General features: G+C 70.9%; 24 protein-coding genes and 1 pseudogene. 10 read left to right on the top strand and 15 right to left on the bottom strand.

Annotated features, from left to right (window positions below):
* The first annotated feature begins 80 nt into the window (after positions 1 to 80).
* Positions 81 to 395, top strand: coding sequence for a helix-turn-helix domain-containing protein (locus OHT51_RS40700; RefSeq protein WP_328883931.1), 315 nt, complete (start codon positions 81 to 83; stop codon positions 393 to 395).
* Positions 392 to 1,986: pseudogene (locus OHT51_RS43440) on the top strand (helix-turn-helix domain-containing protein). Before OHT51_RS40700 ends, OHT51_RS43440 begins: the two are co-directional and overlap by 4 nt.
* Before the next feature lie 64 nt (positions 1,987 to 2,050).
* Here OHT51_RS43440 and OHT51_RS40715 read toward each other — a convergent pair.
* Positions 2,051 to 3,160: a hypothetical protein gene (locus tag OHT51_RS40715; protein ID WP_328883934.1), complete on the bottom strand. Its 1,110-nt coding sequence runs from the start codon at positions 3,158 to 3,160 to the stop codon at positions 2,051 to 2,053.
* A 122-nt stretch (positions 3,161 to 3,282) separates the two neighbouring features.
* Complete coding sequence (abc-f, locus tag OHT51_RS40720; RefSeq protein ID WP_328883935.1) at positions 3,283 to 4,929, bottom strand: ribosomal protection-like ABC-F family protein; 1,647 nt, start codon at positions 4,927 to 4,929, stop codon at positions 3,283 to 3,285.
* A gap of 391 nt (positions 4,930 to 5,320) precedes the next feature.
* Between abc-f and OHT51_RS40725 the strand changes: the two genes are divergently transcribed.
* Genes OHT51_RS40725 through OHT51_RS40735 form a run of 3 tightly spaced genes read left to right on the top strand, consistent with a single transcriptional unit; the run spans position 5,321 to position 9,247 of the window.
* Positions 5,321 to 6,178 (top strand): ABC transporter ATP-binding protein, encoded by an 858-nt coding sequence (locus OHT51_RS40725; protein WP_328883936.1) that lies wholly within the window; start codon positions 5,321 to 5,323, stop codon positions 6,176 to 6,178.
* On the top strand, positions 6,175 to 7,170 hold the full coding sequence (locus tag OHT51_RS40730) for an iron-siderophore ABC transporter substrate-binding protein (RefSeq protein ID WP_328883937.1): 996 nt from the start codon (positions 6,175 to 6,177) through the stop codon (positions 7,168 to 7,170). Before OHT51_RS40725 ends, OHT51_RS40730 begins: the two co-directional genes overlap by 4 nt.
* Positions 7,171 to 7,174: 4 nt before the next feature.
* Entirely contained in the window at positions 7,175 to 9,247 is a 2,073-nt protein-coding gene (locus tag OHT51_RS40735) for an iron ABC transporter permease (protein WP_328883938.1), read from the top strand.
* Between the two features lie 33 nt (positions 9,248 to 9,280).
* Here OHT51_RS40735 and OHT51_RS40740 read toward each other — a convergent pair whose 3' ends face one another.
* From OHT51_RS40740 to OHT51_RS40765, 6 genes are all read right to left on the bottom strand, one after another.
* Positions 9,281 to 11,071, bottom strand: coding sequence for an ABC transporter ATP-binding protein (locus OHT51_RS40740; protein WP_328883939.1), 1,791 nt, complete (start codon positions 11,069 to 11,071; stop codon positions 9,281 to 9,283).
* Entirely contained in the window at positions 11,068 to 12,777 is a 1,710-nt protein-coding gene (locus OHT51_RS40745) for an ABC transporter ATP-binding protein (RefSeq protein ID WP_328883940.1), read from the bottom strand. The genes OHT51_RS40740 and OHT51_RS40745 overlap by 4 nt, the downstream gene beginning before the upstream one ends.
* A 126-nt stretch (positions 12,778 to 12,903) precedes the next feature.
* Positions 12,904 to 14,274: a GH1 family beta-glucosidase gene (locus OHT51_RS40750; protein ID WP_328883941.1), complete on the bottom strand. Its 1,371-nt coding sequence runs from the start codon at positions 14,272 to 14,274 to the stop codon at positions 12,904 to 12,906.
* 44 nt (positions 14,275 to 14,318) lie between these two features.
* Positions 14,319 to 15,158 (bottom strand): carbohydrate ABC transporter permease, encoded by an 840-nt coding sequence (locus tag OHT51_RS40755; protein WP_328884600.1) that lies wholly within the window; start codon positions 15,156 to 15,158, stop codon positions 14,319 to 14,321.
* A 25-nt stretch (positions 15,159 to 15,183) separates the two neighbouring features.
* Positions 15,184 to 16,179 (bottom strand): carbohydrate ABC transporter permease, encoded by a 996-nt coding sequence (locus OHT51_RS40760; protein WP_328883942.1) that lies wholly within the window; start codon positions 16,177 to 16,179, stop codon positions 15,184 to 15,186.
* A 5-nt stretch (positions 16,180 to 16,184) separates the two neighbouring features.
* Positions 16,185 to 17,501: an ABC transporter substrate-binding protein gene (locus tag OHT51_RS40765; protein WP_328883943.1), complete on the bottom strand. Its 1,317-nt coding sequence runs from the start codon at positions 17,499 to 17,501 to the stop codon at positions 16,185 to 16,187.
* Between the two features lie 161 nt (positions 17,502 to 17,662).
* On the opposite strand from OHT51_RS40765, the gene OHT51_RS40770 reads away from it, so the two are divergent.
* Together OHT51_RS40770 and cpt are read left to right on the top strand one after the other, a co-directional pair.
* Positions 17,663 to 18,931 (top strand): ROK family transcriptional regulator, encoded by a 1,269-nt coding sequence (locus tag OHT51_RS40770; RefSeq protein ID WP_328883944.1) that lies wholly within the window; start codon positions 17,663 to 17,665, stop codon positions 18,929 to 18,931.
* A complete protein-coding gene (gene cpt / locus OHT51_RS40775; RefSeq protein WP_328883945.1) occupies positions 18,928 to 19,461 on the top strand; it encodes a chloramphenicol phosphotransferase CPT in 534 nt (177 codons plus the stop codon). The genes OHT51_RS40770 and cpt overlap by 4 nt, the downstream gene beginning before the upstream one ends.
* A gap of 50 nt (positions 19,462 to 19,511) precedes the next feature.
* Here the strand turns inward: cpt and OHT51_RS40780 are convergent, their stop codons facing one another.
* Positions 19,512 to 19,904 carry a VOC family protein gene (locus OHT51_RS40780; RefSeq protein WP_328883946.1) on the bottom strand — a complete coding sequence of 131 codons (393 nt, stop codon included), beginning with the start codon at positions 19,902 to 19,904 and terminating at the stop codon, positions 19,512 to 19,514.
* Positions 19,901 to 20,203, bottom strand: coding sequence for an ArsR/SmtB family transcription factor (locus tag OHT51_RS40785; RefSeq protein ID WP_328883947.1), 303 nt, complete (start codon positions 20,201 to 20,203; stop codon positions 19,901 to 19,903). The genes OHT51_RS40780 and OHT51_RS40785 overlap by 4 nt, the downstream gene beginning before the upstream one ends.
* Before the next feature lie 214 nt (positions 20,204 to 20,417).
* Between OHT51_RS40785 and OHT51_RS40790 the strand changes: the two genes are divergently transcribed.
* On the top strand, positions 20,418 to 20,858 hold the full coding sequence (locus OHT51_RS40790; RefSeq protein ID WP_328883948.1) for an ATP-binding protein: 441 nt from the start codon (positions 20,418 to 20,420) through the stop codon (positions 20,856 to 20,858).
* A 50-nt stretch (positions 20,859 to 20,908) separates the two neighbouring features.
* Here the strand turns inward: OHT51_RS40790 and OHT51_RS40795 are convergent, their stop codons facing one another.
* From OHT51_RS40795 to OHT51_RS40810, 4 genes are all read right to left on the bottom strand, one after another.
* Positions 20,909 to 21,340, bottom strand: coding sequence for an ATP-binding protein (locus OHT51_RS40795; RefSeq protein ID WP_328883949.1), 432 nt, complete (start codon positions 21,338 to 21,340; stop codon positions 20,909 to 20,911).
* Positions 21,341 to 21,496: 156 nt separating this feature from the next.
* On the bottom strand, positions 21,497 to 21,868 hold the full coding sequence (locus OHT51_RS40800; RefSeq protein WP_328883950.1) for a PRC-barrel domain containing protein: 372 nt from the start codon (positions 21,866 to 21,868) through the stop codon (positions 21,497 to 21,499).
* 49 nt (positions 21,869 to 21,917) lie between these two features.
* On the bottom strand, positions 21,918 to 22,217 hold the full coding sequence (locus OHT51_RS40805; protein WP_328883951.1) for a DUF5133 domain-containing protein: 300 nt from the start codon (positions 22,215 to 22,217) through the stop codon (positions 21,918 to 21,920).
* A 107-nt stretch (positions 22,218 to 22,324) separates the two neighbouring features.
* On the bottom strand, positions 22,325 to 23,158 hold the full coding sequence (locus OHT51_RS40810) for a SigB/SigF/SigG family RNA polymerase sigma factor (RefSeq protein WP_328883952.1): 834 nt from the start codon (positions 23,156 to 23,158) through the stop codon (positions 22,325 to 22,327).
* A 326-nt stretch (positions 23,159 to 23,484) separates the two neighbouring features.
* Between OHT51_RS40810 and OHT51_RS40815 the strand changes: the two genes are divergently transcribed.
* Positions 23,485 to 24,360: an RNA polymerase sigma factor SigF gene (locus OHT51_RS40815; RefSeq protein ID WP_328883953.1), complete on the top strand. Its 876-nt coding sequence runs from the start codon at positions 23,485 to 23,487 to the stop codon at positions 24,358 to 24,360.
* 712 nt (positions 24,361 to 25,072) lie between these two features.
* Here the strand turns inward: OHT51_RS40815 and OHT51_RS40820 are convergent.
* Positions 25,073 to 25,543, bottom strand: a complete 471-nt coding sequence (locus OHT51_RS40820; RefSeq protein ID WP_328883954.1) for an ATP-binding protein — start codon at positions 25,541 to 25,543, stop codon at positions 25,073 to 25,075.
* Positions 25,544 to 25,937: 394 nt separating this feature from the next.
* On the opposite strand from OHT51_RS40820, the gene OHT51_RS40825 reads away from it, so the two are divergent.
* Positions 25,938 to 26,336 (top strand): STAS domain-containing protein, encoded by a 399-nt coding sequence (locus OHT51_RS40825; protein WP_328883955.1) that lies wholly within the window; start codon positions 25,938 to 25,940, stop codon positions 26,334 to 26,336.
* Positions 26,337 to 26,499 lie beyond the last annotated feature (163 nt).

A 26,499-nucleotide genomic window follows, 5' to 3' on the forward strand; every position in this document is an offset into this window, starting at 1 on the left:
GTGACGTCGCGCCCCCGTCAGCAGGAATCGCCATGCGGTCCGCGCATAGAGCATGAGTAAGAGACGGTAAAGTCGCCACCATGGCTATGAGCCTCGATGAGCGAGTACGGTCCGCGGTGGCCGCCCTGCTGCACGCGACCGGTGAGTCGCAGACCGATCTTGCCGCCGCGTTGGGCAGGAGCCAGGCCCAGGTGAGCCGTCGTCAGTCCGGGACCGCCGTATGGAGCCTGGCGGACTGCGACGCGGTCGCCGCGCACTACGGCATCGACGTCCTCGAACTCCTGGCGGGGCCCACCCGGGCCATGGAGTCGCTGCCCGCGGAACGCCGGCGCGTTGCCGGGCGCCATGCCCCCGCCGTGCCCGCGGCGACCGTTCCGGACGGGGGTGTCCGGTGACGGACTTCGACGCGATCGACGCTCTGCTCGCCGGGGCGAAGAAAGAGGTCCCGCTGCCGCCCGCCGAGGAACGCCGTGCCCTGCGCGAAGAGCTCAGCGTTTCGCGTGCCCAGCTCGCGCAGGCCCTGAATGTCAGCCCGTCCACGGTCGGCGGGTGGGAGACGGGACGGGACCCGAGCGGGGAAGTGCGGGAGAAGTACGCGTACTTCCTTGAGGGAGCGCGGACCAAGCTGGCCGCCGATGCGGTCGAGGACGACGGTCCGGACGAGGAACCGGTTCTGGCGGAGGAGGCCCTCCCCGGGGAAGAAGCCGGGGTGGACGCAGGCACGGCGGAAGCCGAGCAGCGGACGGCGCCGGACGAGGCCGACGACGTCGAGGCCCTGACCGAGCCTCGGCCCTGTGTGCTGTGCGGGCAGCTCGCCGGGCATCAGGTCGCCGGGTTTCCGCAGCACCTGGACCCTGCCGAGTGCGGTGCGGCCGGGCCCGTACAACCGGCGGAGCCCGCGCGGGCGGAGAGCCCGGCACCACGGGTCGAGTCCCGTGAGTCGGCGTCCGTCGGCAGGCAGAGCCAGCGCCCCGTGGAGTCAAGGTCGTGCCCGTCGGTCGCCGGCTGAAGACCGCCGACAGCCCCGACCCGATCGGCTCGGCCGTCGCAGCAGCCCTCGCCAAGCACTCCGGCGATGTCGAGGCGGCGACCGCAGCGCTGGTGAAGCGGGCCATCCCGGATGCGATGGCGTTGCTGGACGAGACCCGCAAGGGCGGCCGGTACGACGTCGTCGCCCACCCGTGGCTGCCCGACGTCCTGCGCAAGCAGTCGGCGCGCGGCGCCGACCAGATCTGGGAGGCCCGGCCCAAGTGGGCACGGGCCGAACTGCCGCCCGGCGAGCACGAGATCACCGCGCTCGACACCAACGGCGCCTATCTGTCCGCCCTCAAGACGCATCTGCCGATCGGCCAGCTGGAGCACACGACCGGTGACCACCACGACCGCCGCCGCGCAGGCGTGCACCTGATCACCCCGCCCTACTGGGGGCACGACGCCTACCTTCCCAACCCCATCGGCAACCGGGACGAGCCAGGCCCGTTGTGGGTGACCGAGCCGACCCTGCGCATGCTGCTGCGCCTCGCGGGCCCGAAGTACGGGCTGTGCGATCCGCCGGAGATCCATGAGTCCTGGACCTCGGGGGCCACGGAAGGCCTGTTGGAGAAGTTCCGCGTCGCGCTGAAGGACGCCCGGGACCGGGCGATCGCCGAGGACGACGAGGTGACGCTGGAGTACGTCAAGGCGATGTACTCGAAGTTCGTCTCGACGATGGGGGAGTCGAACTACAACCGGGAGCTGTACCGCACCGACTGGATGCACATGATCCGCTCCCAGGCCTTCGTGAACCTGTGGTGGAAGGCCCACCGGGCCTACGACGAGGGCCTGATGGTCGTCCGCGCGATGGGTACCGACGAGTTGCATGTGATCGGTGACTGGCGCGCGGTGTTCCCCGAGGGGCGCGCTGTGACCGAGGTGAAGGTCAAGGACGTCTACACCGTCGGAGACGCCGAAGCCGTCGGAGACGCCGAAGCCGACAGCGCCGACTGAGCCGGGCTCGCCCGTCGGCTCATCCCTGGGCGGCCCAACCCTCCCCCTCTCTCCCGCATCCGCGTCAGGCTTCGAGGCGTTCCGTGTACGCCTCGGTCGGCGGAGCCGGGGTCGGACTGGTCATGCCCACCGACCAGAACCCGGTGGTGCCGGGGATGGACGTCACGGCATTGAGATACGGCGCCGGCGCCGCGCCGGCCGGGCCCCGGACGATGGTCCAGGTGCTTCCGTCCCGGCGTAAGTACGTACTGCGGCTCTGGTCCTGGAAGTTCCAGCCCGAGATCCACGCGGCGCGCCCCTGCGCATCGCCCGCGATTCCGGTCAACGAGCCGGCGACGAAGCCCGTTTCCACCCGTGTCCAGCCCCTGCCGTCCCAGTGGCTGAGGGACGGGTTGCCCGGACGGCCCGGCGGCCCGCCGACGCCGAACTCGGTGCCCACCGCCCATACATCGTCGGGACCGGCCGAGTGGAGGTCGGCGATGCTGAGGCGCAGGCCCGCGACCGGGGGCAGTACGGTCCAGGCTCCGTCCCAGCGGGCCACGAGCCCGGTCCATCCGCCCCCGTTCGACTGGTCGCCGCTCACCCAGACCTCGCCCGGCGAGCGCAGGACCACCCGGTACAGGTTCACGCTCGCCACGGGCAGCGGCTCCAGCCATCGCCAGCGTTGCCCGTCCCCGTGCAGCAGACGGGCGGCGCCGCCTCGGTTGCCGCAGATCCACACCTGCCGGTCCGGGCCGACTGCCACCGCGTTCAACCGAACGTCCGCCTCGCCCTGGCCCGGGAACGCGACCTCGCGCCATGTGGTTCCGTCCCAGCGCAGCAGCGGGCTGCCGGTGCCGACTGGTTGGCCCACACTCCACGCCGCGGTGGCGCAGACACCGGCGACATCGCTCAACCGCGTGTGGTTCAGATGCGACAGGTCGGTCTTCGTCCACGCGCTGCCGTTCCACAGCATGGCCAGGGCTCGCCCCTGCGACGACCCGCCGCGGGCCTCCTCGCCCACGGCCCAGGCCAGTTGAGGTCCGACGGCGGCGATACGCCGCAGCTGCGCGGCCGGAACGCTGCCGGGTGCCGGCACGGCCTGCCAGCCCTGCGTACGGGGCGTCGGTACGTCGGCCAGGGCCTGGCCCGGTCCGAGCGCGACTCCCGAGAGTGCGCCGATCGCCCCTGCCACAAATCGCCTTCGTCTCACCGCGGTGTCCCTCCAGGCCGATAGGGCGGATAGGAGGGACACCGTGAACCAGCGGGCCTCAGAGGTCTAGATACGGGGATGACAAAGCTCGCCGGGGAGCTCGTTCAGCACCTGCGGCCGGCGCGCAGCTCCAACCGCTCCCCGGTGAACCGCTCGCGGAAGCCGCGGTCGTGCGAGACCGCGACCACCGCTCCCGGGTACGCAGCCAGCGCCGCCTCCAAGTCCTCGATCAGGTCGAGCGCGATGTGGTTCGTCGGCTCGTCGAGTACGAGCAGGTCCGCGGGCCGGGTCACCAGGATCGCGATCTGGAGTCGCCGTTGCTGGCCCGCCGACAGCGCGGCCACCGGTACGTGCAGGTCCTCCTCACGGAACAGGCCCAGTGCCAGTAGCCGTTCGGCGTACTCCTCCGGCAGCCCGGGCCGCCCTGCCGCGAAGGCGGCGAGCAGCGGGAGCCGTGTGGAGCGCGGGGGCAGCTCCTGCGCGAGGTACCCGGTCCGCGCGGGGCGGCGTACCGCGCCTGCGTCCGGCTCCAGGTCTCCCGCCAGGACGCGCAGCAGCGTCGTCTTGCCCGCTCCGTTCTCGCCGGTGACGAGCATCCGCTGCCCGGACGCGATCGTCAGCGTCCCGTCCAGCCGCAGCCGCTCCGCGACCATGACGTCGTCGAGTTCGGCGAGCGGGCGCTCGGCGGGATGCCCGCCGCCCGCCGCCGACAGCGTCGCCGTGAACCGCAGCGGTTCCGGGGGCGCCGCGACCGGGTTGCGCCGCAGGTGGGCCAGCCGTTCCCGGGCCGCACGGACCTGCCCGCCGAGCTTCGCCTCGTGCGAGCGCCGATGCTTGCCGAAGCCCTGGCGGGGGTCCTTGCCGGTGCCGGCCAGCCGCTTCCCGGCGGCCTCGACCAGTTCCTCGGTACGGGCCACTTCTTCCAGCCAGTCCGCGTGCTCCTGAGCCGCACGGCGGCGGGCGGCGGCCTTCGCGGTGCGGTAGCCGGTCCAGCCGTCGCCGTACCGGTGCACGGTGTGCGCGTCCCGGTCGACTTCGAGGATCGTCGTGGCGATGCGTTCGAGGAAGCCGCGGTCGTGGGTGACCGCGACGACGGTGCCGCGGTGTGCGCGCAGATGGTCCTCCAGCCAGCGCACGGCCGTCGCGTCGAGGTGGTTCGTCGGCTCGTCCAGGAGGAGCAGCTCGGGCGCGGCGGCCAGTACGCAGGCGAGCGCGAGCCGTGACTGTTCGCCACCGGAGAGCGAGCCGAGGACGCGGTCGCGGGTGATCCCGGCGATCCCGAGCCCGTGCATGGCGGCGTCGACGCGGGCGTCCGCCTCGTATCCGCCGCGTTCCTCGTACGCCATCAGCAGCTCGCCGTACGCAGCGAGTTCGTCCTGTGATGCCCCGCCGAGACTCTCCTCCGCCTCGCGCAGGCGGCGCTCCATGTCGCGCAGTTCGGTCAGGGCGAGGTCCACGGCGTCCTGCACGGTGCAGTCCGGGTCCAGGTCGAGGGTCTGGGTGAGGTGGCCGACGCCGCCGGGGAAGCTGACGGTGATCTCCCCGGCATCCGGCACCTCGGCTTCGGCCAGCAGCCGCAGCAGGGTGGACTTGCCGGAGCCGTTCTCGCCGATGACGGCGGCCTTCTCGCCGGGACGGACGGTGAAGGACACCTGGTCGAGGACGGTGCGGGTGCCGTAGGACTTGGTGACGTCCTTGACGGACAGCTGGGCCACGGCAAGGGGGGCAGCGGTGTGGGCGCGTTCGCGCATGTGACTTTCCCTGGGAATGCGAAGTGTCTACGGGCAGCAGAAACGGCGGCATCGGCCGTGCCCGGACTCAGAGAAAGAAGAAGAAACGCATACGCCCACTGTAGCAAGACGATGCGTATCGTCTCAACCCGAATGCCGGTCCCGTCGGCATGGCCTTCCAGGACCAGCCCCTCGGGTCACGACAAGGCCGCGCTGGACGCCGGCTGCCGGTCAATGTCCATGTGGAGGGCGGCGCGTCGCGCCGCAGTTGGCGGGCGGGCTTCGTAGGGCAGGCCGCCCGGACGGTCCTGGCCCCGCCCGGCCGGGATTCGGCCTTTGGCTGATCCTCTTCTTGTGCTCCGGTCCGCCGACCCCTCACAGGTCTGAGTAAGGTTAGGCTAACCTATGCCGCGTGCAAGCAGGTGAAGAGACCTCCGCGGCGGTGCGCCCCCGCGGTCATGAGCTGTTGGCCACGGACGTCACCGTGGCCTACGAAGGCGTGGACGTCGTACACGACGCGTCGGTGACGCTGCGGCCGGGTGAAGTGACCGTGCTGGTGGGGCCGAACGGCAGTGGCAAGTCGACGCTGCTGCGGACGATCTCGCGGTTGCAGCGGCCCAGGAGCGCGACGCTCGTCATCGACGGCGCCGACGGACTGGCCCTGACCCCGCGTGAGTTCTCGCGTCGCGTCGCCCTGTTGACGCAGGGGCGCCCCACGCCCAGCGGCCTGACCGTACGGGACGTCGTGGAGTTCGGCCGCTACCCGTACCGGGGCCGTTGGGGCAGGGCAGACCCGGGCGGCCTGGCCGCGGTGGAGCGCGCGCTCGTCATGACCGGCGTCGCCGAGCTCGCCGAGCGGGGCGCCGAGCATCTCTCCGGCGGACAGCTCCAGCGGGTATGGCTCGCCGGCTGCCTCGCGCAGGAGACCGGCGTGCTGCTCCTCGACGAGCCGACGACCTACCTCGACCTGCGCTACCAGATCGAACTCCTCGACCTGATCCGCGACCTGGCGGACGACCACGGGATCGCCGTGGGCGCCGTCCTGCACGACCTCGACCAGGCCGCGGCCCTCGCCGACCGGATCGTGCTGCTCCACGAGGGGCGGATCGTCGCGGACGGTCTCCCCGAGGACGTACTGACGGCTCAGCGGCTGACCGACATCTACGGCATCCGCATCGAAGTCGACACCGACCCCCTGACGGGCCGGCTGCGCACCCGCGCGATCGGCCGGCACCACACGCGAACCGAAAGGCTCAGCACACCCTCATGAGACGCCTCCTCACCACCGCGGCGGTCGCCACCGCCGCGGCCCTCACCCTGACCGCCTGCGGTACGACCGAGCCCGCCGCCGACAGCAGCGACGCGAAGAAGAAGGCCGGCGAGGCCATCACCCTCACCGACGCCTCCGGCAAGAAGGTCGAACTCGACGGGCCGGCCAAGAAGGTCGTCGGAACCGAGTGGCACGAAGTCGAGCTCCTGGTGTCGCTGGGTGTCGACCCGGTCGGCGTCGCCGACGTCAAGGGCTACAACACCTGGGACACCGCGGTCCCGCTGAAGAACGAGCCCAAGGACATCGGCACCCGCGGCGAGCCCAGCATGGACACCATCGCCGCGCTGGCGCCGGACCTCATCGTCGCCAGCACCGACCTGCCGCCGGCCGCCGTGAAGCAACTGCGCAAGGTCGCACCCGTCCTGGAGGTGCGCTCCGCCGACGCCTCCGACCCGATCGGGCAGATGACGAAGAACCTCGACCTCATAGCCAAGGCCACCGGCACCACCGAACAGGCCGAGAAGATCAAGGACGAGTTCGACGCGAAGGTCGCCGAGGGCAAGAAGGCCCTCGCGGACGCCGGCCTCGACGGTGCCGAGTTCGCCTTCGCCGACGGCTACGACATCTCCAACCAGGTCTCCATCAGGCCGTTCACCAGCGGTTCGCTCATCGGCGCGGTCAACGAGGAACTCGGCCTGAAGAACGCCTGGACGGTCAAGGGCGACAAGGACTACGGGCTCGGCACCACCGACGTCGAGGGGCTCACCAAGCTGGGCGACGACGTGCAGTTCGCCTACATCGCCAACGACGGCGACCAGAGCAGCACTCCGTTCACCGCCACCGGCGCCCTGTCCAAGGACAAGGTGTGGACCTCGCTGCCGTTCGTGAAGAAGGGCAACGTCCACCGACTGCCCGACGGTATCTGGATGTTCGGCGGCCAGGAGTCGATGGGGGCGTACATCGACGCCCTCGTCAAGGAGCTGACGAAGTAACACCATGGCCGTGACCGCGACAACTCCCGCCACCCGTCCGCCCGCGGCCCCCGCCACGTCCCGGGCCGGCGCGGCCGCGGTGACGGCCGCTCTGGTCCTGCTGGTCGCAGGCCTGGCCGTCGTCGACATCACGCAGGGCACGGCCGCCGTCGGCGCCGGCGAGGTGTTCAAGGCGCTCACCGGCCGGGCCGACCCGGCCGACGCCTCCGTCGTCGTCGCCTCCAGGCTGCCGCGCATGGCCGCCGGGCTCCTCGTCGGAGCCCTGCTCGGGATGGCGGGTGCCACCCTCCAGGCGATCAGCCGCAACGTGCTCGCCTCGCCCGACACCCTCGCGGTCAACGCGGGCTCCTACCTGGCCCTCGGGCTGGCCGCCGTCACCGGCGTCTCGCTGCCCCTGCTCGCCTCCTCCGGCGTCGCGTTCGCCGGGGGCCTCGTGGCGGTGTCCGTCGTGCTCGGCCTGTCCGGCCTGGGCGCGGGCACCGTCCGGCTCGTGCTCGCCGGCAGTGCCCTCGCCCTCGGCCTGACCGCCGTGACCGAGGGTCTGCTCCAGCTCTTCCCCCAGGAGACCCAGGGCCTCTACAAGTGGAACCAGGGCAGCATCGCCCAGAGCGGGTTCGACGGCGTGGCCCAGCTCGCACCCCTCGGCGTCGCCGGTCTCCTCGGGCTGCTGCTCGTCGCCCGCCGGATCGACGCCTTGGCCCTCGGCGACGACGCCGCCCGCGGGCTCGGCGTGCCGGTGCGTGCCACCCGGGTCACGGCGGTCGTGTGCGCGGCGCTGCTCTCCGCGGCGGCCGTCACCCTCGCCGGCCCCATCGGCTTCGTCGGCCTGTGCGCCCCCGCGCTGGTGCGTCCCCTCGCCCGCAGGTTCCGCGGGTTCACCCGGGCACATGCGAGCCTCCCGCTCGCGGGCCTGACCGGTGCGGCACTCGTCCTCGGCTCGGACGTCCTGCTGCGGGCCCTCGTGCCGACGGACCTGGCGGTCGCCGTGCCGACGGGCGTCGTCACCAGCCTCGTCGGTGCCGTGTTCCTGATCGTGATGGCCACACGGCTGAAGGACACGGCCGCGGCCGCCGCACCCGACCGGCTGCGCATCAGAAGCCGGACCGTCTTCGTCACCACCACGGCCGTCCTGGTGGCGGTGCTGGTCGGCGTGACGATCGCCTCGGTGCTGCTCGGGGACAGCAAGCTGCTGCTGGGCGACGTCGTCAACTGGACGCAGAGCAGGGCAGGTCGGGCCGTGTCGTTCGTACTCGACACCCGCGTGCCCCGGGTTCTCGCGGCGCTCCTCGCGGGCGCGGCACTCGCGCTGGCCGGGACCCTCGTCCAGGCCGTCACGCGCAATCCGCTCGCGGAGCCCGGTGTCCTGGGCGTCTCCGGCGGGGCAGCGCTCGGCGCGGTACTGCTGGTGACGACCGTGCCGCTGGCCGGCTCGTGGAGCGTGGCCGGGGCGGCGTTCACCGGCGCGGCGGTCAGCTCGATCATCGTCTTCGGGCTCGCCGCGCGGGGCGGGTTCCAGCAGAACCGGCTCGTCCTCGTCGGCATCGGCATGGCCACCGGCTCCACCGCGCTGGTCAGCCTGCTGATTGTCCTCACCGACCCGTTCAACGCGGCGAAGGCCCTCACCTGGCTGTCCGGTTCCACGTACGGACGCACGCTGCCCGACATCGCACCGCTCGCGGCTGTCCTCGCCCTGGGTGTGGCCGTGGCGGTCCTGCGGCGCGCGGAACTCGACCTCGTGTCCCTCGACGAGGACACCCCGAGGCTGCTCGGGCTCAGCCTGGCGCGCGGGCGCCTCTGTTTCCTCCTCCTGAGCGTCCTGCTCGCCGCCACCGCGGTCGCCGCCGCGGGCACGATCGGTTTCGTGGGCCTGGTCGCCCCGCACGCGGCCCGGGCGCTCGTGGGCCGACCGCACGTCCGGGTGATCCCGGTCTCCGTGCTGCTGGGCGCCGCCCTCGTCTGCACCGCGGACCTGCTCGGCCGCACCGTGATCGCACCCGCCCAACTCGGCGCCGGTCTGATGACCGCGGTGATCGGCACGCCGTACTTCCTCCACCTGCTCGTGCGCAGCCGCCGCTAGGAGGGTGTCACGGCAGGGTCGTGCGGTGGAGTCTCAGGTGCCGGTGGCGCGGGAGTCCGACCACGCCTGCCAGAGGGCCGCGTACGGGCCGTCGGCGGCGCGCAGTTCGTCGTGTGTGCCGGTCTCGACGATGCGCCCGGCGTCCATGACGACGATGCGGTCGGCGGCAGCCGCCTGGCTGAGGCGGTGGGCCACGATCAGTGCGGTGCGGCCGTCCACGGCATGGGCGACCGCCTTCTCCAGGGCACGCGCTCCGGCACTGCCCGCCTCGGCGGTGGCCTCGTCGAGGAGCACCAGGGGCGGATCGGCGAGGATCAGCCGGGCCAGCGCGAGCGCCTGCGTCCGGTCGCCGCTCAGCCGGTGCCCGCCGTCGCCGACCACCGTGTCCAGCTCGTCGGGCAGCGCCTCTGCCCAGGCGAGGGCGTCGACGCGGTCGAGCGCGGACCGCAGTTCGTCGTCGGTGGCGTCGGGGGCGGCGAGGCGGAGGTCGTCGGCGAGCGGGCCCGCGAAGACGTGGGTCTCCTGGGTGATCAGGGCGACCGTGCGTCGTGCGGTGACCGGGCCGAGCTCCGTCGGTGGGACGCCACCCACCAGCACGGTGCCGGAGGCGGGCGGCTGGATACCGGCGACGAGCCTGGCCAGCGTGGTCTTGCCGGCCCCGCTCGCGCCGACGAGCGCCACCCGCTCGCCATGATGGATCGTCAGGTCGATGTCGTGCAGGACGGGGTGCCCCGGCCGGTACGCATGGCTGAGCGCCCGGACCGTCACCTCGACGGGGCCCGCCTCGACCGGGCGGGCCGGTCCCGGCGGCGGGGCCTGGTCGGTCACGCCCACGAGCCTGGCGAGGCTCGCCGTCGCCGACTGGGCGTCGTCGAGGAGGACAAGAGCGGCGTTGACGGGGGCGAACAGGCTGTGGAAGTACAGGGCGGCCGCGGTCGCCGTGCCGATCGACGCCGAGCCTTCGCGGACCGTCCAGTAGCCCGTGACCAGCACGGCCGTCAGCCCGATGTACTCGGCAATGTGCAGCCGGCTGTAGAAGCCCAGGACCAGCTGCACGCCGCGCATCCGCAGCGCCGCCAGCGACCAGGACCGCTCGCCGACCCGCTCGGCGTGCTCCCGCTCCAGCCGGAACGCCCGCACCGTGGAGCTGCCCGCGACCGTGTCGAGCAGTTGCTGCTGCTGGGCACTGCCCGCCGCACGCTGCTCGGCGTAGAGCGGGACGGCCCGGCTGACGTACCAGCGCGCGGTGGCCGCCTGCACCGGCACCGCCAGCAGCGCGGCCAGCAGGAACCGCCAGTCGAGCAGGGCCATCGCGCCCAGCGTGAGGACGATGGTCAGCAGCGAACGGGCCAGCTCCGGCAGGGCGCCCCGCACCGCCTCGGCGATCAGCGACACATCGGCGGTGACGCGGGCGGTCAGATCGCCGGCGCCGGCCTTCTCGACCCGTTCCAGCGGCAGGCCCAGCGCCCGCTCGACGAACCGCTCGCGCAACCGCGCCAGCGTCGTCTCGCCCAGCCGGGACAGCAGCGACAGACCGAACCCGGAGCTCACTCCCTGTGCCACGGCGACGGCCACCAGCAGTGCCGCCGTCGTGGTGAACGCGTCGGCGGACGCGCGGTCCGCGGCCAGATCGACGATCCGGCCCAGCAGCGGCTGCACCAGCAGGCCGATGGCGGTGGCCCCGACCATCACCGCGAACGCGGCCATGGCCAAGGGCCGTTGCGGTCGCAGCAGTTCGGCCACGGCTGCTCGCGTACGCGCGGGTGTGGCGACGGGCAGGAGGTCGGCGCCGTCGGACGTCGCTCCGGCTTGGGACGGGGTCATGCGAGCACCGCCGTACGGTAGTCGGCGCAGTCGTGGACCAGTTGCTCGTGACGGCCGCTCGCGGCGACCCTGCCCCCGTCGAGGAGGACGACCCGGTCCGTCACTGCCAGGAGGGCGGGGCTCGTGGTCACCAGCAGCGTGGTCAGGCCGGCGCGCACATCCCGCACCCCGGCGGCGATCCGCGCCTCCGTGACCGTGTCCACGGCCGTGGTGGGCTCGTGCAGGACGAGGACCGGCGCTTCGGCGGCCAGTGCCCGGGCCAGCGCGACGCGCTGCCGCTGTCCCCCGGAGAGCGAATGCCCGCGCGCGGCGACGGCCGTGTCGAGACCGTCGGGCAGTGTCCGTACGACCTCGTCGGTGCCCGAGGCGGCGATGGCGGCGGTGACGGGCGCGCCGGTCCGGGCGTGAGCCGCGGCGGCGACATTGTCGAGGAGGGTGCCCTCGAACAGGTCCGCGTCGTGCTCGGCGACCAGGAGCGCGGCCCGCAGCTCCGCCAGGCCCAGGGCGGTCAGTTCCGTCCCGTCCAGTTCGACGGCTCCGGCGTCCGGGTCGGCGCGGCGGCCGAGGCAGCGCAGCAGGGCCGAGACGTCGGCGGGATCGGGGGCGACGACGCCAACCGTCTCGCCGGGCGCGATGTCGAGATCGACCCCGGCGAGGGGCCCGTACGACAGGCCGCGCAACCGCAGCCGGCCCGCCACCCGGCGCAGCACGGCGCCTTCGGACGACGGGCCGGGCTTCACGGCGTGTTCGGCACCGAGGACTTCGGCGATCCGGGCGGCGGACGCGCGGCCCTGGGCCAACTCGGCGTTGACCCAGGAGAACTCGGAGAGCGGGCCGATCAGGAACAGGGCGAGCGCGACGGATGTGACGAGCTCGCCGAGGCCGATGTCGCCGCGCGCGGCCAGCCGTCCGCCGACGAGTACGACCAGGGCCAGGAACGTGCCGGTGAGCATGGTGACGACCCCGCTCTGCCACGCCTCGGCGCGCGCCGCGCGCAAGGTGGCGGTGAGCGAGTTCCGGCTGACCCGCCGGTAGCGGGCGACGGCCGCCTGCTCGGCGCCGATGCCCTTGAGGACGCGCAGCCCGGCCACCAGGTCCGCCGCGACGCCCGATGCCCGCGCCGCACGCTCCTGCTCGGTCTCGCTGCGCCGCTCCAGCGGCTTGCTCAACAGGTGCACCAGCCACAGCAGCAGGGGAGTGCCCAGCAGCACGAGCAGCCCGAGAGTCAGCGACACGCGCAGCAGCACGACCGCCCCGACCGCCAGACCGGTCGCGGCGGCCACGCCGACGACGAGTGCCATCGCGACGGCACCGACCCGCCGGGCGTCCTCGGTGGCGGTGTTGGCCAACTCGCCGGGCAACCGGCCGTCGTCCGCGCCTCCTTCGGGAGCGAGGACGCGGCCGATCAGCTCGGTTCTGAGACGGTGCGCGACCGTCACGGAGGCTCGCTCACCGGCCCGTGCACCGAAGCGGAAGCTGAAGGACAGCCCGATGTACACGACGGCCAGGACCCCGAGCCACAGCAGCAGACCGGCGACGTCCCCGTCCACCACCCCGCGGTCGATGGCCACACCGATGAGCACCGGCACGAGAGCCTCGCCCGTCTGATGGCCCATGCCCAGCACGCCACCGAGGACGACATCGCGGCGCTGTTCCCGCACCGCCCGCCACAGGACGGTCCGTCCCGGCAGGTCCGCCTTTCTCACGCACCCCTCCGGAGCGGATTCACCGTGCACGAACACCGTGCGCACAAAGTTAGGTAAGCCTAACTGTCACCCCTTTGGGTGACCACCCCTCGATCTCCCCGTACGCCCGAGAGGCCGCCCGGCCTGCTAGGCGGCGTTGCGTGCCCGCTTCGCATACGTCCGGATGATGTCCGCGTACCGGTGGCCGCTGCCCTTGATGGTGCGGGCCTGGGTGCGGTAGTCGACGTGCACCAGACCGAAGCGCTTGTCGTAGCCGTACGCCCACTCGAAGTTGTCCAGCAGCGACCAGGCGAAGTAGCCGGCCAGCGGGGCGCCCTTGCGGGCGGCGGACGCGCACGCCGCGAGGTGGCCGATCAGGTACTCCTGGCGCTCCGGGTCGTCCACCGTCCCGTCGGGGCGTACGACATCGGGGTAGGCCGAGCCGTTCTCCGTGACGTACAGCTTGCGGGCGCCGTAGTCCTGCGTCAGCCGGAGCAGCAGGCGCTCGATGCCCGATGCGTCGATCTCCCAGTCCATGCCCGTGCGCGGGACGCCCGGACGGCGGATCGTGCGGACGTGCGGGGCCGGTCCGGTGGGGTCGTCGGCGACGGTGGAGGAGAAGTAGTAGTTGAGGCCCAGCCAGTCCAGGGGCTGCGCGATGGTCTCCAAGTCGCCTGGCTGCTCCGGGAGTTCGACGCCGGACGCGGCGGCGTAGACCTCGCGCATGTCCTTCGGGAAGCCACGGCCGTGGACCGGGTCCAGCCACCAGCGGTTGGTGTGCCCGTCCTGGCGCCGGGCCGCCGCGACGTCCTCGGGGCGGTCGGTGGCGGCCTCGACGGCGGACAGGTTGTTGACGATGCCGACCTGGGCGCCCGGTGCCGCCGCCCGGATCGCCTGCGCTGCCAGACCGTGGCCGAGGAGGAGATGGTAGGAGGCGTGGACGGCCGCCGAGAGGTCGGTCAGGCCGGGCGCCATCTTGCCTTCCAGGTGCCCGATCCAGGCGGAGCACAGGGGCTCGTTGAGCGTGGTCCAGTGCTGGACACGGTCGCCGAGACGCTCGGCGACGACGGCCGCGTACGAGCCGAAGTGGTGGGCGGTGTCGCGGGCCGGCCAGCCGCCCCGGTCCTGGAGCGCCTGCGGCAGGTCCCAGTGGTAGAGGGTGACGGACGGGGTGATGCCCGCCTCCAGCAGACCGTCGATCAACGCGTCGTAGAAGTCGAGGCCCTTCGCGTTGGCCGGCCCGTCGCCGCCCGGCACGACACGCGGCCAGGCGATCGACAACCGGTAGGCGTTGGTGCCGAGCCGGCGCATCAGCGCGATGTCCTCGCGCCAGCGGTGGTAGTGGTCGCAGGCGACGTCGCCGTGGTCGTCGTTGTCGATCTTGCCGGGAGTGTGCGAGAACGTGTCCCAGATCGAGGGGGAGCGGCCGTCCTCGGCGACGGCTCCCTCGATCTGGTAGGCCGACGTGGCCGTGCCCCACAGGAAGTCCTCGGGGAGTGCGGCAAGGTCGATGGTCACGGAATTCCTTTCGGAGACAGCGGAGTCGGAGACAGCAGCGTGGGTCACTTGACGGCTCCCGCCGTCAGTCCGGTGACGAGATAGCGCTGCAGAAGCAGGAACCCGGCGACCACGGGCACGCTGACGACCAGCGAGGCGGCCATGATCTGGTTCCAGTACACGTTGTTGAGCGTGGAGTAGCCCTGGAGGCCGACGGCCAGCGTGCGGGTGGTGTCGTTGGTCATCACCGACGCGAACAGCACTTCGCCCCAGGCGGTCATGAAGGCGTACACGGCGACCGCGACGATGCCCGGGATCGCCGCCGGCACGACGACCCGGAACAGCGCTCCGAGGGGCCCGCAGCCGTCCACCATCGCCGCTTCGTCCAGGTCGCGCGGCACCGAGTCGAGGTACCCGATCAGCATCCAGATCGAGAACGGCAGCGAGAAGGTCAGATACGTCAGGATCAGACCGCCGCGCGAGCCGAACAGGGCGATACCGGTGGCGTTGCCGATGTTGACGTAGATCAGGAACAGCGGCAGCAGGAAGAGGATGCCGGGGAACATCTGCGTGGACAGCACGGTGACCGTGAAGACGCGCTTGCCCCGGAAGTTGTGGCGGCTGACCGCGTACGCCGCGAACACCGCGATCACCACCGAGCAGACGGTCGCCGCGCCCGCCACGATCAGCGAGTTCACGAAGTACCGGGCCAGCGGGATCGTCGACCAGATGTCGATGTACGGCCGGATCGTCAGCTCGCTGGGCAGCCAGCGGAACTCCCCGGAGACGTCGGCCAGTGGCTTCAGCGAGCTGGAGACCATGACGTAGACCGGCACCAGGACGAACCCGGTGAGCAGGGTGAGGAAGACCCGCCGGGACCAGTAGTAGGACCGCGGCGGAGCCATCGGCGAGCGGGGCGCCCGGGAGGTGCTAGACATCGGCCGTCTTCCTTCCTCGGGACGTCAGCAGGAGGTAGACGCCCGTCACCACGAGCAGGAACAGCAGCAGCAGGACGGACATGGCGGAACCGGTGCCGAAGTTCCAGGTGACGAACGACGCCTGGTAGATGTGGACCGAGATGAGGTCCGCGGCCTGCGGAGCGGTCCTGCCGAACAGGACGTACGGCGTGTTGAAGTCGTTGAACGTCCACAGGAACAGCACGAGCACCAGGACCTGGTTGACCGGACGCAGCGAGGGCAGGGTGATCCGGCGGATCTGCTGCCACATGCCGGCCCCGTCGAGGGCTGCGGCCTCGTACTGCTCCTTCGGGATGTTCTGCAGACCGGCCATGACGATGAGGAAGGCGAACGGCCAGCCCTTCCACACCGACACCACGAGCAGCGCGACGAAGCTGTTGTCGCCGATGAGCCAGAAGGACGGCTTGTCGGTGATGCCGAGCTGGTCGTGCAGGACGTGGTTCACCAGCCCGTTGTCGTGCTGGAACATGAACACCCAGGTGATGACCGCCGCGTACACCGGCAGCGCGTACGGCACCAGGAACAGGGCGCGCAGCAGGCCCCGGCCGCGGAAGGTGTCCTGCATGTAGATCGCCGCCGCCGTACCGATCAGCCAGCACAGGCCCACCGACAGCAGGGTGAAGGCGATGGTGACGAAGAACGAGTGCAGCAGCGCCTCGCCCACGGGGGCGTCGAAGTCCACCGACACCTGGTAGTTCGACAGACCCGTCCAGGGCGCGGTGCCCCAGTCGCGGATGTAGAACTGCGTGAGCTCCTTGAAGCTCATCACGATGCCGATCACCATCGGCACCAGATGAACCAGCAGTTCGAGGATCAGGGCCGGCAGGAGCAGCAGATACGGCAGTGCGATACGGCGGATCCGCCCGGGGCGGCGGAAGCGGGGCGTTTGCTCCGCCGACCCGGACGCGTTCTTGTGCGGGGCCGCCTCTGCGGGAGCAGCGGTCGTCATCGTGCTCACTTCGTCGGCATCTGCTGCTGGGCCTTCTCGAGCGCCGCCTTCACCGAGTCGGTGGTGACCGGACGCCCGGCGGCCGCGTCGGCGAACAGGTCCTTCACGGCCGTACCGACGGCCGTCTCGAACTGGGACTCGTCGGCGACCTGCGGCATCGCGACGGCGCTCTGGGCGAGGGTGTCCTTGAGGACGGCGTTGGCCCCGGCGTTGAAGGAGGCGTCCGACTGGGCGCCCTTCACCGGCGGGATCGAGCTGAACGCGGTGTTCAGGACCTTCTGTTCCTCGTCGCTGGTCATGAACTTCACGAACTTCTTGGCGCCGTCGACGTTGTCGGTGTTCTTGAACACGGCGAGGTTGATGCCGGCCACGATGGAGTTGACCTGCTTGTCGGTCCCGGGAGCGCCGGACTGCACCGGTACGGGGGCGACACCGTAGGAGTCCGCGCTCATGCCCTGGGACTCGAGGTTGGCGGACGCGCTCTGCCACAGCAGCATCGCGGTCTTGCCCTTGGCGAAGTCGCTCACCGACTGGTTCTGGGCGTACTCGGCGTTGCCCGGCGCGATGACCTTGTCCTTGGCCATCAGGTCGACGTACTGCTTGATCGCGTCGACCGCGCCGTCATTGGCGAAGTCGGGCTTGCCGTCGGCGGTGAAGAAGTCGGCACCGTGCTGCTTGGCGAAGACGAAGACGTGGTGGATGTTCTCCGACGGGTTCGAACCCTCGGCGCCCAGGCCCCACTTGCCGTCCCCCGACAGCTTCTTGCCCGCGGCGACGAGGTCGTCCCAGGTGGCCGGGGGCTTGGCTATGCCCGCGTCGGCGAACAGCTTCTTGTTGTAGTAGAGCGCGTACGCCATCGAGTACAGCGGTACGGCCGCCGGGTCCTGGCCCTGCGCGCCGGTCGAGCCGAGCGCGGAGTCGACGAAGCGTTCCTTGCCGCCGATCGCGGTGAAGTTCTTCTCGTCCCACGGCAGCAGCGCGCCGGTCGCCTGGAGGGAGGCGCTCCAGGTGTTGCCGATGTTCAGGACGTCGGGGCCCTGGCCCGAGGTGGTGGCGGTGAGGATCCGGTTCAGCAGGTCCGGCCAGGGGATGACCTCCAGTTTCACCTCGATCCCGGTCTGCTTCTCGAACTTGTCGAGCTCGGGCTGGAGGACCTTCTTGTCGACCTCGATGCTGGCGCCCTGGTTGGAGGCCCAGTAGGTGAGCGTCTTCGGTGAGTCGTTGGACCCGCCGCCCGTCGACGAGCCGCCACCGCAGGCGGTCACGGCGGTCAGCAGGGAAACGGTGACGGCACCGACGGCCGCGGCTCGGATTCTGCGCATGGCTCAGGTGTCCCTTTCCGGAGGGATACCCAACGCGAGCGTTCACTTCCCGAACGCCGCTCATGGGTTAATTTAGAGCGTGATTTAAGACCCGAAGGAAGGGCGCGTCAAGAGATCCCGCGGCGGTATGTTGCTGTTCGGGCGCGTCGGAAGGGACCCACATGGCAGGGCGGAACGGGCGGACAGTGCGTGACCTGCGACGGGGCAATCGCAGCGTCGTACTGCAACGGTTGTATTTCGACGGCCCGTTGAGCCGCTTCGAACTGGCTCCGGCCACCGGGCTGAGTGGCGGTTCCATCAGCAACGTGGTCGCGGAACTCGTCACCGACGGCCTCGTCGAGGAGGCCGGAACCGTCGAGTCCGACGGCGGCCGTCCCCGCACCCTGCTGCGCGTCGCCCCCGCGGGCGGCCACATGATCGGCGTCGACGTCGGCGAGACCCGCGTACGCGTCGAGATCTTCGACCTCACCCTCACCGAACTCGCCCGCTCCGAAAGGCCGCTGGAGCGCCAGGGCTACGACGTCGAAGTCATCGTCGGGCACATCCGCGACGGCATCACCGCGGTTCTCGCCGAGACGGGCATCGCCCCCGAACAACTCCTCGGCGTGGGCATCGGAGTCCCCGGCATCGTCGCCCGCACCCCTGAACAGGGCGCCGTGGTCCACGGCCAGACGATCGGCTGGGACGCCGTACCACTCGAATCGCTGCTCCGCTCGACGTGCGAACTCCCCGACTCCGTCCCGTACTTCATCGACAACGGCGCCCGGGCCCTCGGCCAGGCCGAGATGTGGTTCGGCGCCGGCCGCGGTGCCCGCAGCGCGGTGGTCGTCCTCTTCGGCTCCGGCGTCGGCGCCTGTCTCGTCACACAGGAGGTGGAGCAGGGCCGGTCCGTCGAGTGGGGGCACCTGACCGTACGGGTCAGGGGGCGCCGCTGCCGCTGCGGCGCCCTCGGATGCCTGGACGCGTACGCGGGCGCGGAGGCCCTCCTCGACCGCTGGCGCGAGGAGGGCGGCCACCCGCCGGAGGGCACCGACGAGGAGACCGCACTGACGGCGATGCTCGCCGCGGCTCACCCCGCCGAGGGCACAGAGGCCGACCCGGCGGCCCTCGCCGTCCTCGACGAGGCCGCCGAGTACCTGGGCGCCGGCCTGTCCGACCTGATCAACCTCTTCCAGCCCGAACGCATCCTCATCGGCGGCTGGGCGGCACTCCGGCTGGGCCCCCGCATCCTGCCCGCCGTACGCCGCTACGCCACCGCCTACGCCCTGCGCCACCCCGCCGAGCGCGTCTCCATCGACCTCGGAGGCCTCGGCCCGGACGCGGTCACGGTCGGCGCTGCGATCCTGCCCCTCGCGGAGTTCTTCGCCGGGGGCGGACAGCGGGAAATTCCATCGGGACAGGGTGGGAAGCGGCCTAGTGTGGCGCGGTGACTACTCAGGTGATCGTGCTGAATGGCGGTTCCAGCTCGGGGAAGTCCGGGATCGTACGGTGTCTGCAGGCCGTACTGCAGGATCCGTGGCTGGCGTTCGGGGTCGACTCGTTCGTCGCCGCCCTGCCGGCGAGGATGCAGGGGGCGGACGGGGGGATCACGTTCGCGCCGGACGGCGGGGTGAGCGTCGGGGCGGACTTCCGGGCGCTGGACGCGGCCTGGATCGAGGGGATCGCTGCGATGGCCCACGCGGGCGCGAGGGTCATCGTCGACGACGTCTTCCTCGGCGGGGCGGGGTCCCAGCAGCGGTGGCAGAAGGCGCTGGGCGATCTGGCCGTGCTGTGGGTCGGCGTCAGGTGCGACGGCGCGGTCGCCGCGGGCCGTGAGGTCGCACGCGGAGACCGGGTCCAGGGGATGGCCGCGCTCCAGGCGCACGTGGTTCACGAAGGGGTCGGCTACGACCTGGAGGTGGACACGACGCACACCGAGTCCCTGGTGTGCGCGCAAACCATCGCCGCGCGGGTCGGCTGACGGAGGCCAACTCCTCGGCGCCGGGCCGAGGCCCCTGCGCGGTTCGCCGCCTACTGCGGCTCCGTGGCGATCTGGATCAGGTTGCCGCAGGTGTCGTCGAGGACTGCCGTGGTGACGGGACCCATGTCCAGGGGTTCCTGGGTGAAACGGACGCCGAGGTTGCGCAGGCGGTCGTACTCCGACTGGACGTCGTCGACGGCGAACTGAGCGAGGGGGATGCCGTCCTGGACGAGGGCGTCGCGGTAGGTCTTCACGGCCGGGTGGCCGGCGGGCTCCAAGAGCAGTTCGGTGCCGCCGGGCTCGTCGGGGGAGACGACGGTCAGCCAGCGGTCCTTCTCGCCCACCGGGACGTCGTGCTTCTTCACGAAGCCGAGGATCTCGGTGTAGAAGTGCTCGGCCTTGGCCTGATCGTCGACGAAGACGCTGGTCAGGTGGATCTTCATGGGGTGTTCTCCTCGGGTCCGGATGGATCGCGCACGAGCCATCGCTCGGTGATCTGCCGCAGCGGGGCCGTGTTCAGGTCATGGAACTTGTAGCGGCCCTCCCGCCTGGTCTCGACGAGTCCGGCGGCCTCCAGCACGGCGAGGTGCTGGGAGACCCCCTGACGCGAGATGCCGAGCTGATGCCTCATGCTCAGCCGCGCACAGATCTCGAACAGTGTCTGCCCGGACTTCTCCGTCAGCTCGTCGAGAATCGTGCGGCGGGTGGGGTCGGCCAGGGCTTTGAAAAGGTCGTCGGCCACGACCACAGCATAGGCAAGTCGTCGCTTGCCTATCAAGTGGGGACGCGTCGCGTCCTGAACCGGCGCGGCAGGCCCCTGTGACCTCCCTCTTCCGCGATGTCCCGCAGGCTCCTACCGTTCCGTACGCGTAGCCGCGCTCAGCCTGGGAACCAGCAGCGATGAAAGCTGTACGACGAAGTCACGCGGCCGACGGCAGCGGGCCGAAGAAGGTGTGATGGCGACCGAATCGCGTGGGGGCGGGAAGAAACCGCCGTCCGAAGAGATCGAGGACTGGGAGGCAGGGTTTGACGGGGGATTTGGTGATGTGACGAGAGCCCGCCTCAGCGCGGAGGAGTTCCTGACCACGCTCGCGCGGTCGGTCGCGCCGACGACGCCCGAGTACCGGGACGACATCCTGCTCGTCGTCAGCGAGCTGGCGGCCAATGCGATCCAGTACGCCCCCGGGCCGCTGCGGCTGGTGATGCGCAGGACGTTCGACGGGGTGCACGTGACGTTCAGCGACACGAGCACCACGCCACCGGAGCCACGCCCGTTCCACCCCGGCGACGGCACCGGCGGCGGTATCGGCTGGTACCTGATCCACACGCTGTGCGACCAGGTCAGTGTGGTGGTGCGGGACGACGGCAAGGACGTGCACGCGTTCCTGCCCTGGTAGGGGCGCCCGCCTCGGCGGGCGGACTCCCAGCCACTCACGGGCTCAGCCCCTCACGCCAGGGGCACAAGCACACTGACCGTCTTGCCGCCCTCGCGGCGGCGCTCGATGTGGATCTCGCGGGTCAGGCGGATGATCAGCGGCCACCCGTACCCGCTGCCCTCGTGCACGAGCGGCAGCGTGCCGGGCCCGTAGGCCGCGGAGGGCACGGTGTCGCTGTAGTCGTGCACGCTCAGACTCACGGCATCGGGCAGCAGGTCCACCTCGAACCCCGCGAGGCCGCCGCCATGCCGGATCGCGTTGGCGACCAGTTCGGACACCACCAGCAGGAGATCCGTGACGGCCCGCTCACTCGCCGGGTCGGACGGCGCACGCCATCCCTCCGCCACGACCGACCGTACATAGCTCCGCGCCGCCGCCGCGCTGGTGATCGGGACCGGCCTGGCAGGCACGGTCCCGACGTCCCCGGCCGGACGGCGTTCCATCGGCTTCACGGCTGCTCGTACGCTGCCCGCGGAATGCTCGTCACTCCCTGAGCATCACAGGCGCGCACCAAGAAGACTGCGGCTACCGTCACTTCACCATTCCTCGCACGTCGTTGTCTCCGCTCCTCGTCGTCCGACCGTGTTCCTGGCGCTCTGCTACCCGGGCTCTCCCGAATCATGGGGCAAAGTGGCGTAGTACGCACCGACGGCGGACAGGTACTCGGGATCGAGCGTCTCGCGGTCCGTCCTGAAACGGGGAGCCGCCTTGGCCTCCTCACGGGTACACCCCACAGTGACCAGCCGGGCCGTCATGTCGATGCCGGTGATCACCCCCGCGGGGATCAGCAGACTCCTGCCGAAAACCCATACGCCCGTGTCGACGATCAGGTGGCGCAGGGGAGTGTCGTCGGCCTGGCGGTCCACATGGCCGACGACGCCGTCGGCCGCCTCGACCTTGAACCCCGCGAGCGTCCGTCCCTCCTGGTGACCGCTCCCGGGACGGTACGACCAGATTCTGTCGATGCTCACATCGCTTCCCTCTCCTCTGCCGCTCCGGGTGGTGTCCCACTTGGGCATCTCAGCCGACCACCGCCGGCCCCTGCGCCGCCGAAGGCTCGTCGACTGCCGGGCCCGCCGTGGGCACGCGTCGCTTCACCTGTACCGCGACGGGGTCGTGTGCGGCGGCGAGCAGGCGACGGGCGACCTTGAGGGCCTGTCCCACCTCGCGGGTGCCGGTCGACACGCACAGCGTGTAGGCCAGGTCCTGGGTGCGCAGGTCACGCCGACCGGTGCCGGCCTCGACCTCGCCGTCGTGGGCCACGAGCGCCTCGTACTCCTCGACGAGTCTGCGCAGCATCGCCGGATGGGGCATCAGCATGGGTATCCGCTCCTGGATGAAGTGATTTGGGGGGATGGAAGGCACCGGGAACCGGGGCCGGCCGTGCGTCGCACGCCGGCAAGCGGTCCGGTCGTGGCCGCCGTGGGTTACGGCTGGTTCCCCCGGTCGAGCGCCTCTTCCCGCACCTGCGCGCAGCACCGGCTGATGAGACGGGAGACATGCATCTGGGAGATCCCCAGCTGCTCGGCGATACGGCTCTGCGTCATGTCCTCGAAGAACCGCATGTACAGGATGGCGCGCTCCCGCTCGGGCAGCCGCCGCAGCCCCTCCTTCGCCGCCTCCCGGTCTATGACGACGTCGTACGCCTCCTCATCGCTGCCGATGGTGTCGGCGAGGCTGAAGCCGTCGTCGCTCGAGGACATCTCGGCGTCGAGGGACAGGGTGCTGAAGCTGTCCAACGCCTCCAGTCCCGCGTTGACCTCCTCCTCGGTCAGCCCCGCACGGGCGGCGATCTCGGCGACCGAGGGGGTGGAGCCGCCCGAGGCCGTGATGAGGTCGCGGCGTGCGATCCGTACCTTGTTGCGCAGCTCCTGGACGCGGCGGGGAACCCTCAGGGCCCACATCCGGTCGCGGAAGTGCCGCTTGATCTCGCCCGTGATGGTGGGCACTGCGTAGCTCTCGAAGGCACCTCGTCCCGGCTCGAACCGGTCTATCGCCTTCACCAGTCCGAGGGCCGCGACCTGGCGCAGATCGTCCAGCGACTCACCGCGGTTGCGGAAGCGGCCGGCGATGCGGTGGGCCATGGGCAGCCACGCCCGGGCCAGTTCGTCGCGTACGGCGTCGCGCTCGGGCCCTTCGGGCAGAGCGGCCAGCCGGGTGAAGGCGGCCGCGGTGTCGGGGGCGTCGTCGTGGACGCGTCCGCCGGCCACGCGGGGACGGGCAGAGTTGTCGGAACCATGTGCGGACGTTTCAACCAGCATGAGGAACAGCTCCCGAACGACGTTCTCAGGGAATCTCCGTGGGAAACGGTGCAGAGGGCTCGAAGGCCCTGGAGCGGTCACGCCTGTCGCACCGTGGCGCCTCTTGTCCGAAGCACGAAAATCCGCATGCCCCGCAACTCACCACGCAAACGAGCGGACGTAGAAGAGCCGTCCGATGAGGAGGTGGCCGGATCGACCGGTCTCAAGGGCGACTTCACGCCAGAACTCGCCTCCGTGCCGCGATCCGTACGACACAGGAGGAGTGAGTTGCTCGATCTCGGGCACGCGGGGAAACGACAGCAGGTTCCGGCGATCGGGAGGGCAGCATGGCAGCCGTGACGGTGGCGCAGGCAACGGCCACGGCACAGGAGACGGTCACGACGCAGGGGGCGGCGCTGCCGCGGGTCGAGGAGCCGACAAGGGTGAGCCCTCAGGACGCACGTGGGTTGTCGCGTCAGTTCTTCGACCGACTGGTCATGCTGGAAGAGGGCACGCACGAACACCAATACGTACGTAACACGCTGATCGAGATGAACCTCTCGCTGGTGCGGTACGCGGCTTCCCGGTTCCGCACGCGTGGGGACTCGTTGGAGGACGTGGTCCAGGTCGGGACCATCGGGCTGATCAAGGCCATCGACCGCTTCGAGGTCGCGCGGGAGGTCGAGTTCACGACGTTCGCGGTCCCGTACATCGTCGGCGAGATCAAGCGGTTCTTCCGTGACACGAGCTGGGCCGTTCATGTGCCGCGCCGGTTGCAGGAGGCGCGCGCGGAGTTGGCGAAGGCGACCGAGGAACTGAGTTCCCGGCTGGGCCGCGTGCCGACCACCCGCGAACTCTCGGAGCTGATGTCCCTCTCCGAGGAAGAGGTGATCGAGGCCCGCAAGGCCTCCAACTGCTACCAGTCAGCCTCCCTCGACGCGGCCGTCACGTCCGACTCCGAAAACGGCGAGTCCGTTCTGGCCGACCTCCTCGGCGAGGAGGATCCCTCGCTGGAACTCGTCGAGGACTTCCACTCGTTGGCACCCCTGATCGCGGGGCTGGACGAGCGGGAACGCCGGATCATCCATCTGCGCTTCGTCGAGGAGCTCACCCAGGCGCAGATCGCCGAACAGATCGGCGTCTCCCAGATGCATGTCTCGCGCCTCATCAGCCGCATCATCAAGCAACTGCGCGCGGGCTTGTTGGAGCCCGGGGTCGCCTGACCCGAAGGACCCCTAGTCGACCTCGCCGGCCGACGCCCACCTGGGCGTCGGCCGGTTCGCCTGAGTGGCACCAGCAGTGTCGGCCTGTCGGCTGGGGTGCCCGGTGTTTGCACGCTGGCCCACCGGTCTTCTGCGCTCGCCCCAGGACTGTCCCGTCGGCCCACCGACCTATCCGCGTCGGCGTCCGGCCAGTCGTGTCGCTAGGTCAGCCACTTTGGGGCGGCTCAACATCCGCGCCCCGTCCGATCCGTTCGGTAGCCGACCCGCCGGCGTCGGGCCCTGATGACCCGGTCCCGGCCGCCTGACCCACCGGCCCCTCTGTGCCGGTCACCGGCCTCTCCCGTTGACCCGCCGGCCCCACGACTCCGGCGCCTATGGCCCCCGTCCCGTCCCGTTGGTCCGCCGGCCTTTCCGCCCGCTGGCCCCCGGCCTCGAATGCTGGCACCGGGCCCCATGGCCACTGCCGATCACCGGCTCGTCCCATTTTGCCCCTCGGAGCCTCCGCGCCGTCCAACCGGCCAGTCCCCTCGGACCACCGGCCTCAAAGCGCTGACCCACCGGTCTGGCCGGCCCGTCCCGTCCGCCCCCAGCTCAGCCCAGTCCTCGTCGGCCCCGGCCAGTTCCGTCGGCAGCGGCAGCCTCTCCGCCCCGGCCCATCATCCGCGCCCCGTCCGATCGGGCCGGCAAGCCGACCCGCCCCGACCCGCCCCCGTCAGGCCCTGTCGGCCCACTCCGGGCACTCCGTCGGTAGCCGCAGCACCGCGGTGACGCGCTTGCCGCCCGTCGGGAGGTCGGAGACCAGCACCGTGCGGGACAGCCTGCAGACGATGGGCCAGCCGCGACCTCCGCAGCGGTGGCGGCCCTGGCGGTCGATCGGGTCGAGGGCGACCGGCCGGCGGCGCTCGTGGTCGCTGACGGACAGATACAGGTCCTCGCCGACGACCTCGACGTCGAAGCCGGTGACACCACCGCCGTGCAGCATCGCGTTGGTCGTCAGCTCCGACGCCACCAGCAGCGCGTCAGAGAGGGTGTCCGGCTCGCAGGCGGCACCGCGTGCGAGCGACTGTTCGGACAGGACCTGCCGCACAGCGCCGCGCGCCTCCGCCGGACTCCGCGGCCCCCGGCGCACACGGCCCGCGCCCGTTGAGGTCTTGGTGACACCGGTCCGGTACTGCTCACTCATCCTTACGCTCCCTGACAGAGGCGAGGAGGCCCGAGTTCCTTTCCCTCCTCCACATCGTGTGATGTCTCTCTAATCGCGTGACCCGTCGACCGCCCGCCAAACCGTCCGCCCGGCCCTTGCACGCAAAAGCAGTCAGAAGGAGTCGCCGCAAGCGTGACGGCGTACCGCTCGCTCGCACGTGCCCCGTGTGCCGGGGAGATTCGGGGGTAGGCGGCCGAACGCATCGACGGACGGTCAACACGCGTGCAGCACAGGAGCGTCATGCCCGAAACCGCCTGCGACGGGCCCGCGAGAGGCGCGATCGGCCCGGTTGCGGGGAATTCTTCGCTCCTCGATGCATTGAATCCGTCCGTCGGGGCACCCGTCACGATCGCCAACGCCTGTGGAGGTACTTGTGTCCGTTGCCCAGAATCCCTTGTCGATCAAGGTGGAAGTGCCCCGCGAGGATGCCGTGCTGCTCACGGTCGAGGGCGACCTGGACATGGATACAGCGACTGAGTTGCAGCATCATCTCGCGAACCAGCTGCACCATGGCCGACGGAACTTCATCCTGGACATCGCCGGCGTCCCCTTCATGGACTCGTCCGGCATGAACATCGTCCTGCGGGCCTATCAGGAGGTACGGGAGATTCCGGGGGGTGTGTATGTGATCTCCCCGACGCCCGCCGTCCGGCGGATCATGGATCTCACCGGTGTCAGCATCACCGTCCCGATCGTGGGGAGTGTCGAGGAGGCACTCGCCACCGCGGACGCGGGGCCGGGGTCAGAGCCTCCGGCCACCACTGTGGAGTGATGATCGCTTCGGACTGAAGACCGCTGCCCGAAGAGGCAGTTCATCAATCGCGAGCCGCACCCGCATGCCCAACAGTTGCCGTTTGACAACTATGGTCATGAGGCAACAGAGTGAGCGAGTCAAGCGCGGGAGGGGTGTGGAACGTGCCGGTCAGCAACGACGA

It is taken from the genome of Streptomyces sp. NBC_00299 (assembly GCF_036173045.1).
GTDB classification, from domain to species: Bacteria; Actinomycetota; Actinomycetes; order Streptomycetales; family Streptomycetaceae; genus Streptomyces; species Streptomyces machairae.

What these genes read in the sequence shown, in the direction of transcription:
- OHT51_RS40795 (WP_328883949.1), bottom strand. Translation starts at nt 21,340, where the DNA reads ATGGAACGCCGTCCGGCCGGGGACGTCGGGACCGTGCCTGCCAGGCCG.
- OHT51_RS40760 (WP_328883942.1), bottom strand. Translation starts at nt 16,179, where the DNA reads ATGACGACCGCTGCTCCCGCAGAGGCGGCCCCGCACAAGAACGCGTCC.
- OHT51_RS40755 (WP_328884600.1), bottom strand. Translation starts at nt 15,158, where the DNA reads ATGGCTCCGCCGCGGTCCTACTACTGGTCCCGGCGGGTCTTCCTCACC.
- OHT51_RS40730 (WP_328883937.1), top strand. Translation starts at nt 6,175, where the DNA reads ATGAGACGCCTCCTCACCACCGCGGCGGTCGCCACCGCCGCGGCCCTC.
- OHT51_RS40735 (WP_328883938.1), top strand. Translation starts at nt 7,175, where the DNA reads ATGGCCGTGACCGCGACAACTCCCGCCACCCGTCCGCCCGCGGCCCCC.
- OHT51_RS40820 (WP_328883954.1), bottom strand. Translation starts at nt 25,543, where the DNA reads ATGAGTGAGCAGTACCGGACCGGTGTCACCAAGACCTCAACGGGCGCG.
- abc-f (WP_328883935.1), bottom strand. Translation starts at nt 4,929, where the DNA reads ATGCGCGAACGCGCCCACACCGCTGCCCCCCTTGCCGTGGCCCAGCTG.
- OHT51_RS40815 (WP_328883953.1), top strand. Translation starts at nt 23,485, where the DNA reads ATGGCAGCCGTGACGGTGGCGCAGGCAACGGCCACGGCACAGGAGACG.
- OHT51_RS40790 (WP_328883948.1), top strand. Translation starts at nt 20,418, where the DNA reads ATGGCGACCGAATCGCGTGGGGGCGGGAAGAAACCGCCGTCCGAAGAG.
- OHT51_RS40780 (WP_328883946.1), bottom strand. Translation starts at nt 19,904, where the DNA reads ATGAAGATCCACCTGACCAGCGTCTTCGTCGACGATCAGGCCAAGGCC.
- OHT51_RS40740 (WP_328883939.1), bottom strand. Translation starts at nt 11,071, where the DNA reads ATGACCCCGTCCCAAGCCGGAGCGACGTCCGACGGCGCCGACCTCCTG.
- OHT51_RS40810 (WP_328883952.1), bottom strand. Translation starts at nt 23,158, where the DNA reads ATGCTGGTTGAAACGTCCGCACATGGTTCCGACAACTCTGCCCGTCCC.
- OHT51_RS40700 (WP_328883931.1), top strand. Translation starts at nt 81, where the DNA reads ATGGCTATGAGCCTCGATGAGCGAGTACGGTCCGCGGTGGCCGCCCTG.
- OHT51_RS40805 (WP_328883951.1), bottom strand. Translation starts at nt 22,217, where the DNA reads ATGCTGATGCCCCATCCGGCGATGCTGCGCAGACTCGTCGAGGAGTAC.
- OHT51_RS40765 (WP_328883943.1), bottom strand. Translation starts at nt 17,501, where the DNA reads ATGCGCAGAATCCGAGCCGCGGCCGTCGGTGCCGTCACCGTTTCCCTG.
- OHT51_RS40770 (WP_328883944.1), top strand. Translation starts at nt 17,663, where the DNA reads ATGGCAGGGCGGAACGGGCGGACAGTGCGTGACCTGCGACGGGGCAAT.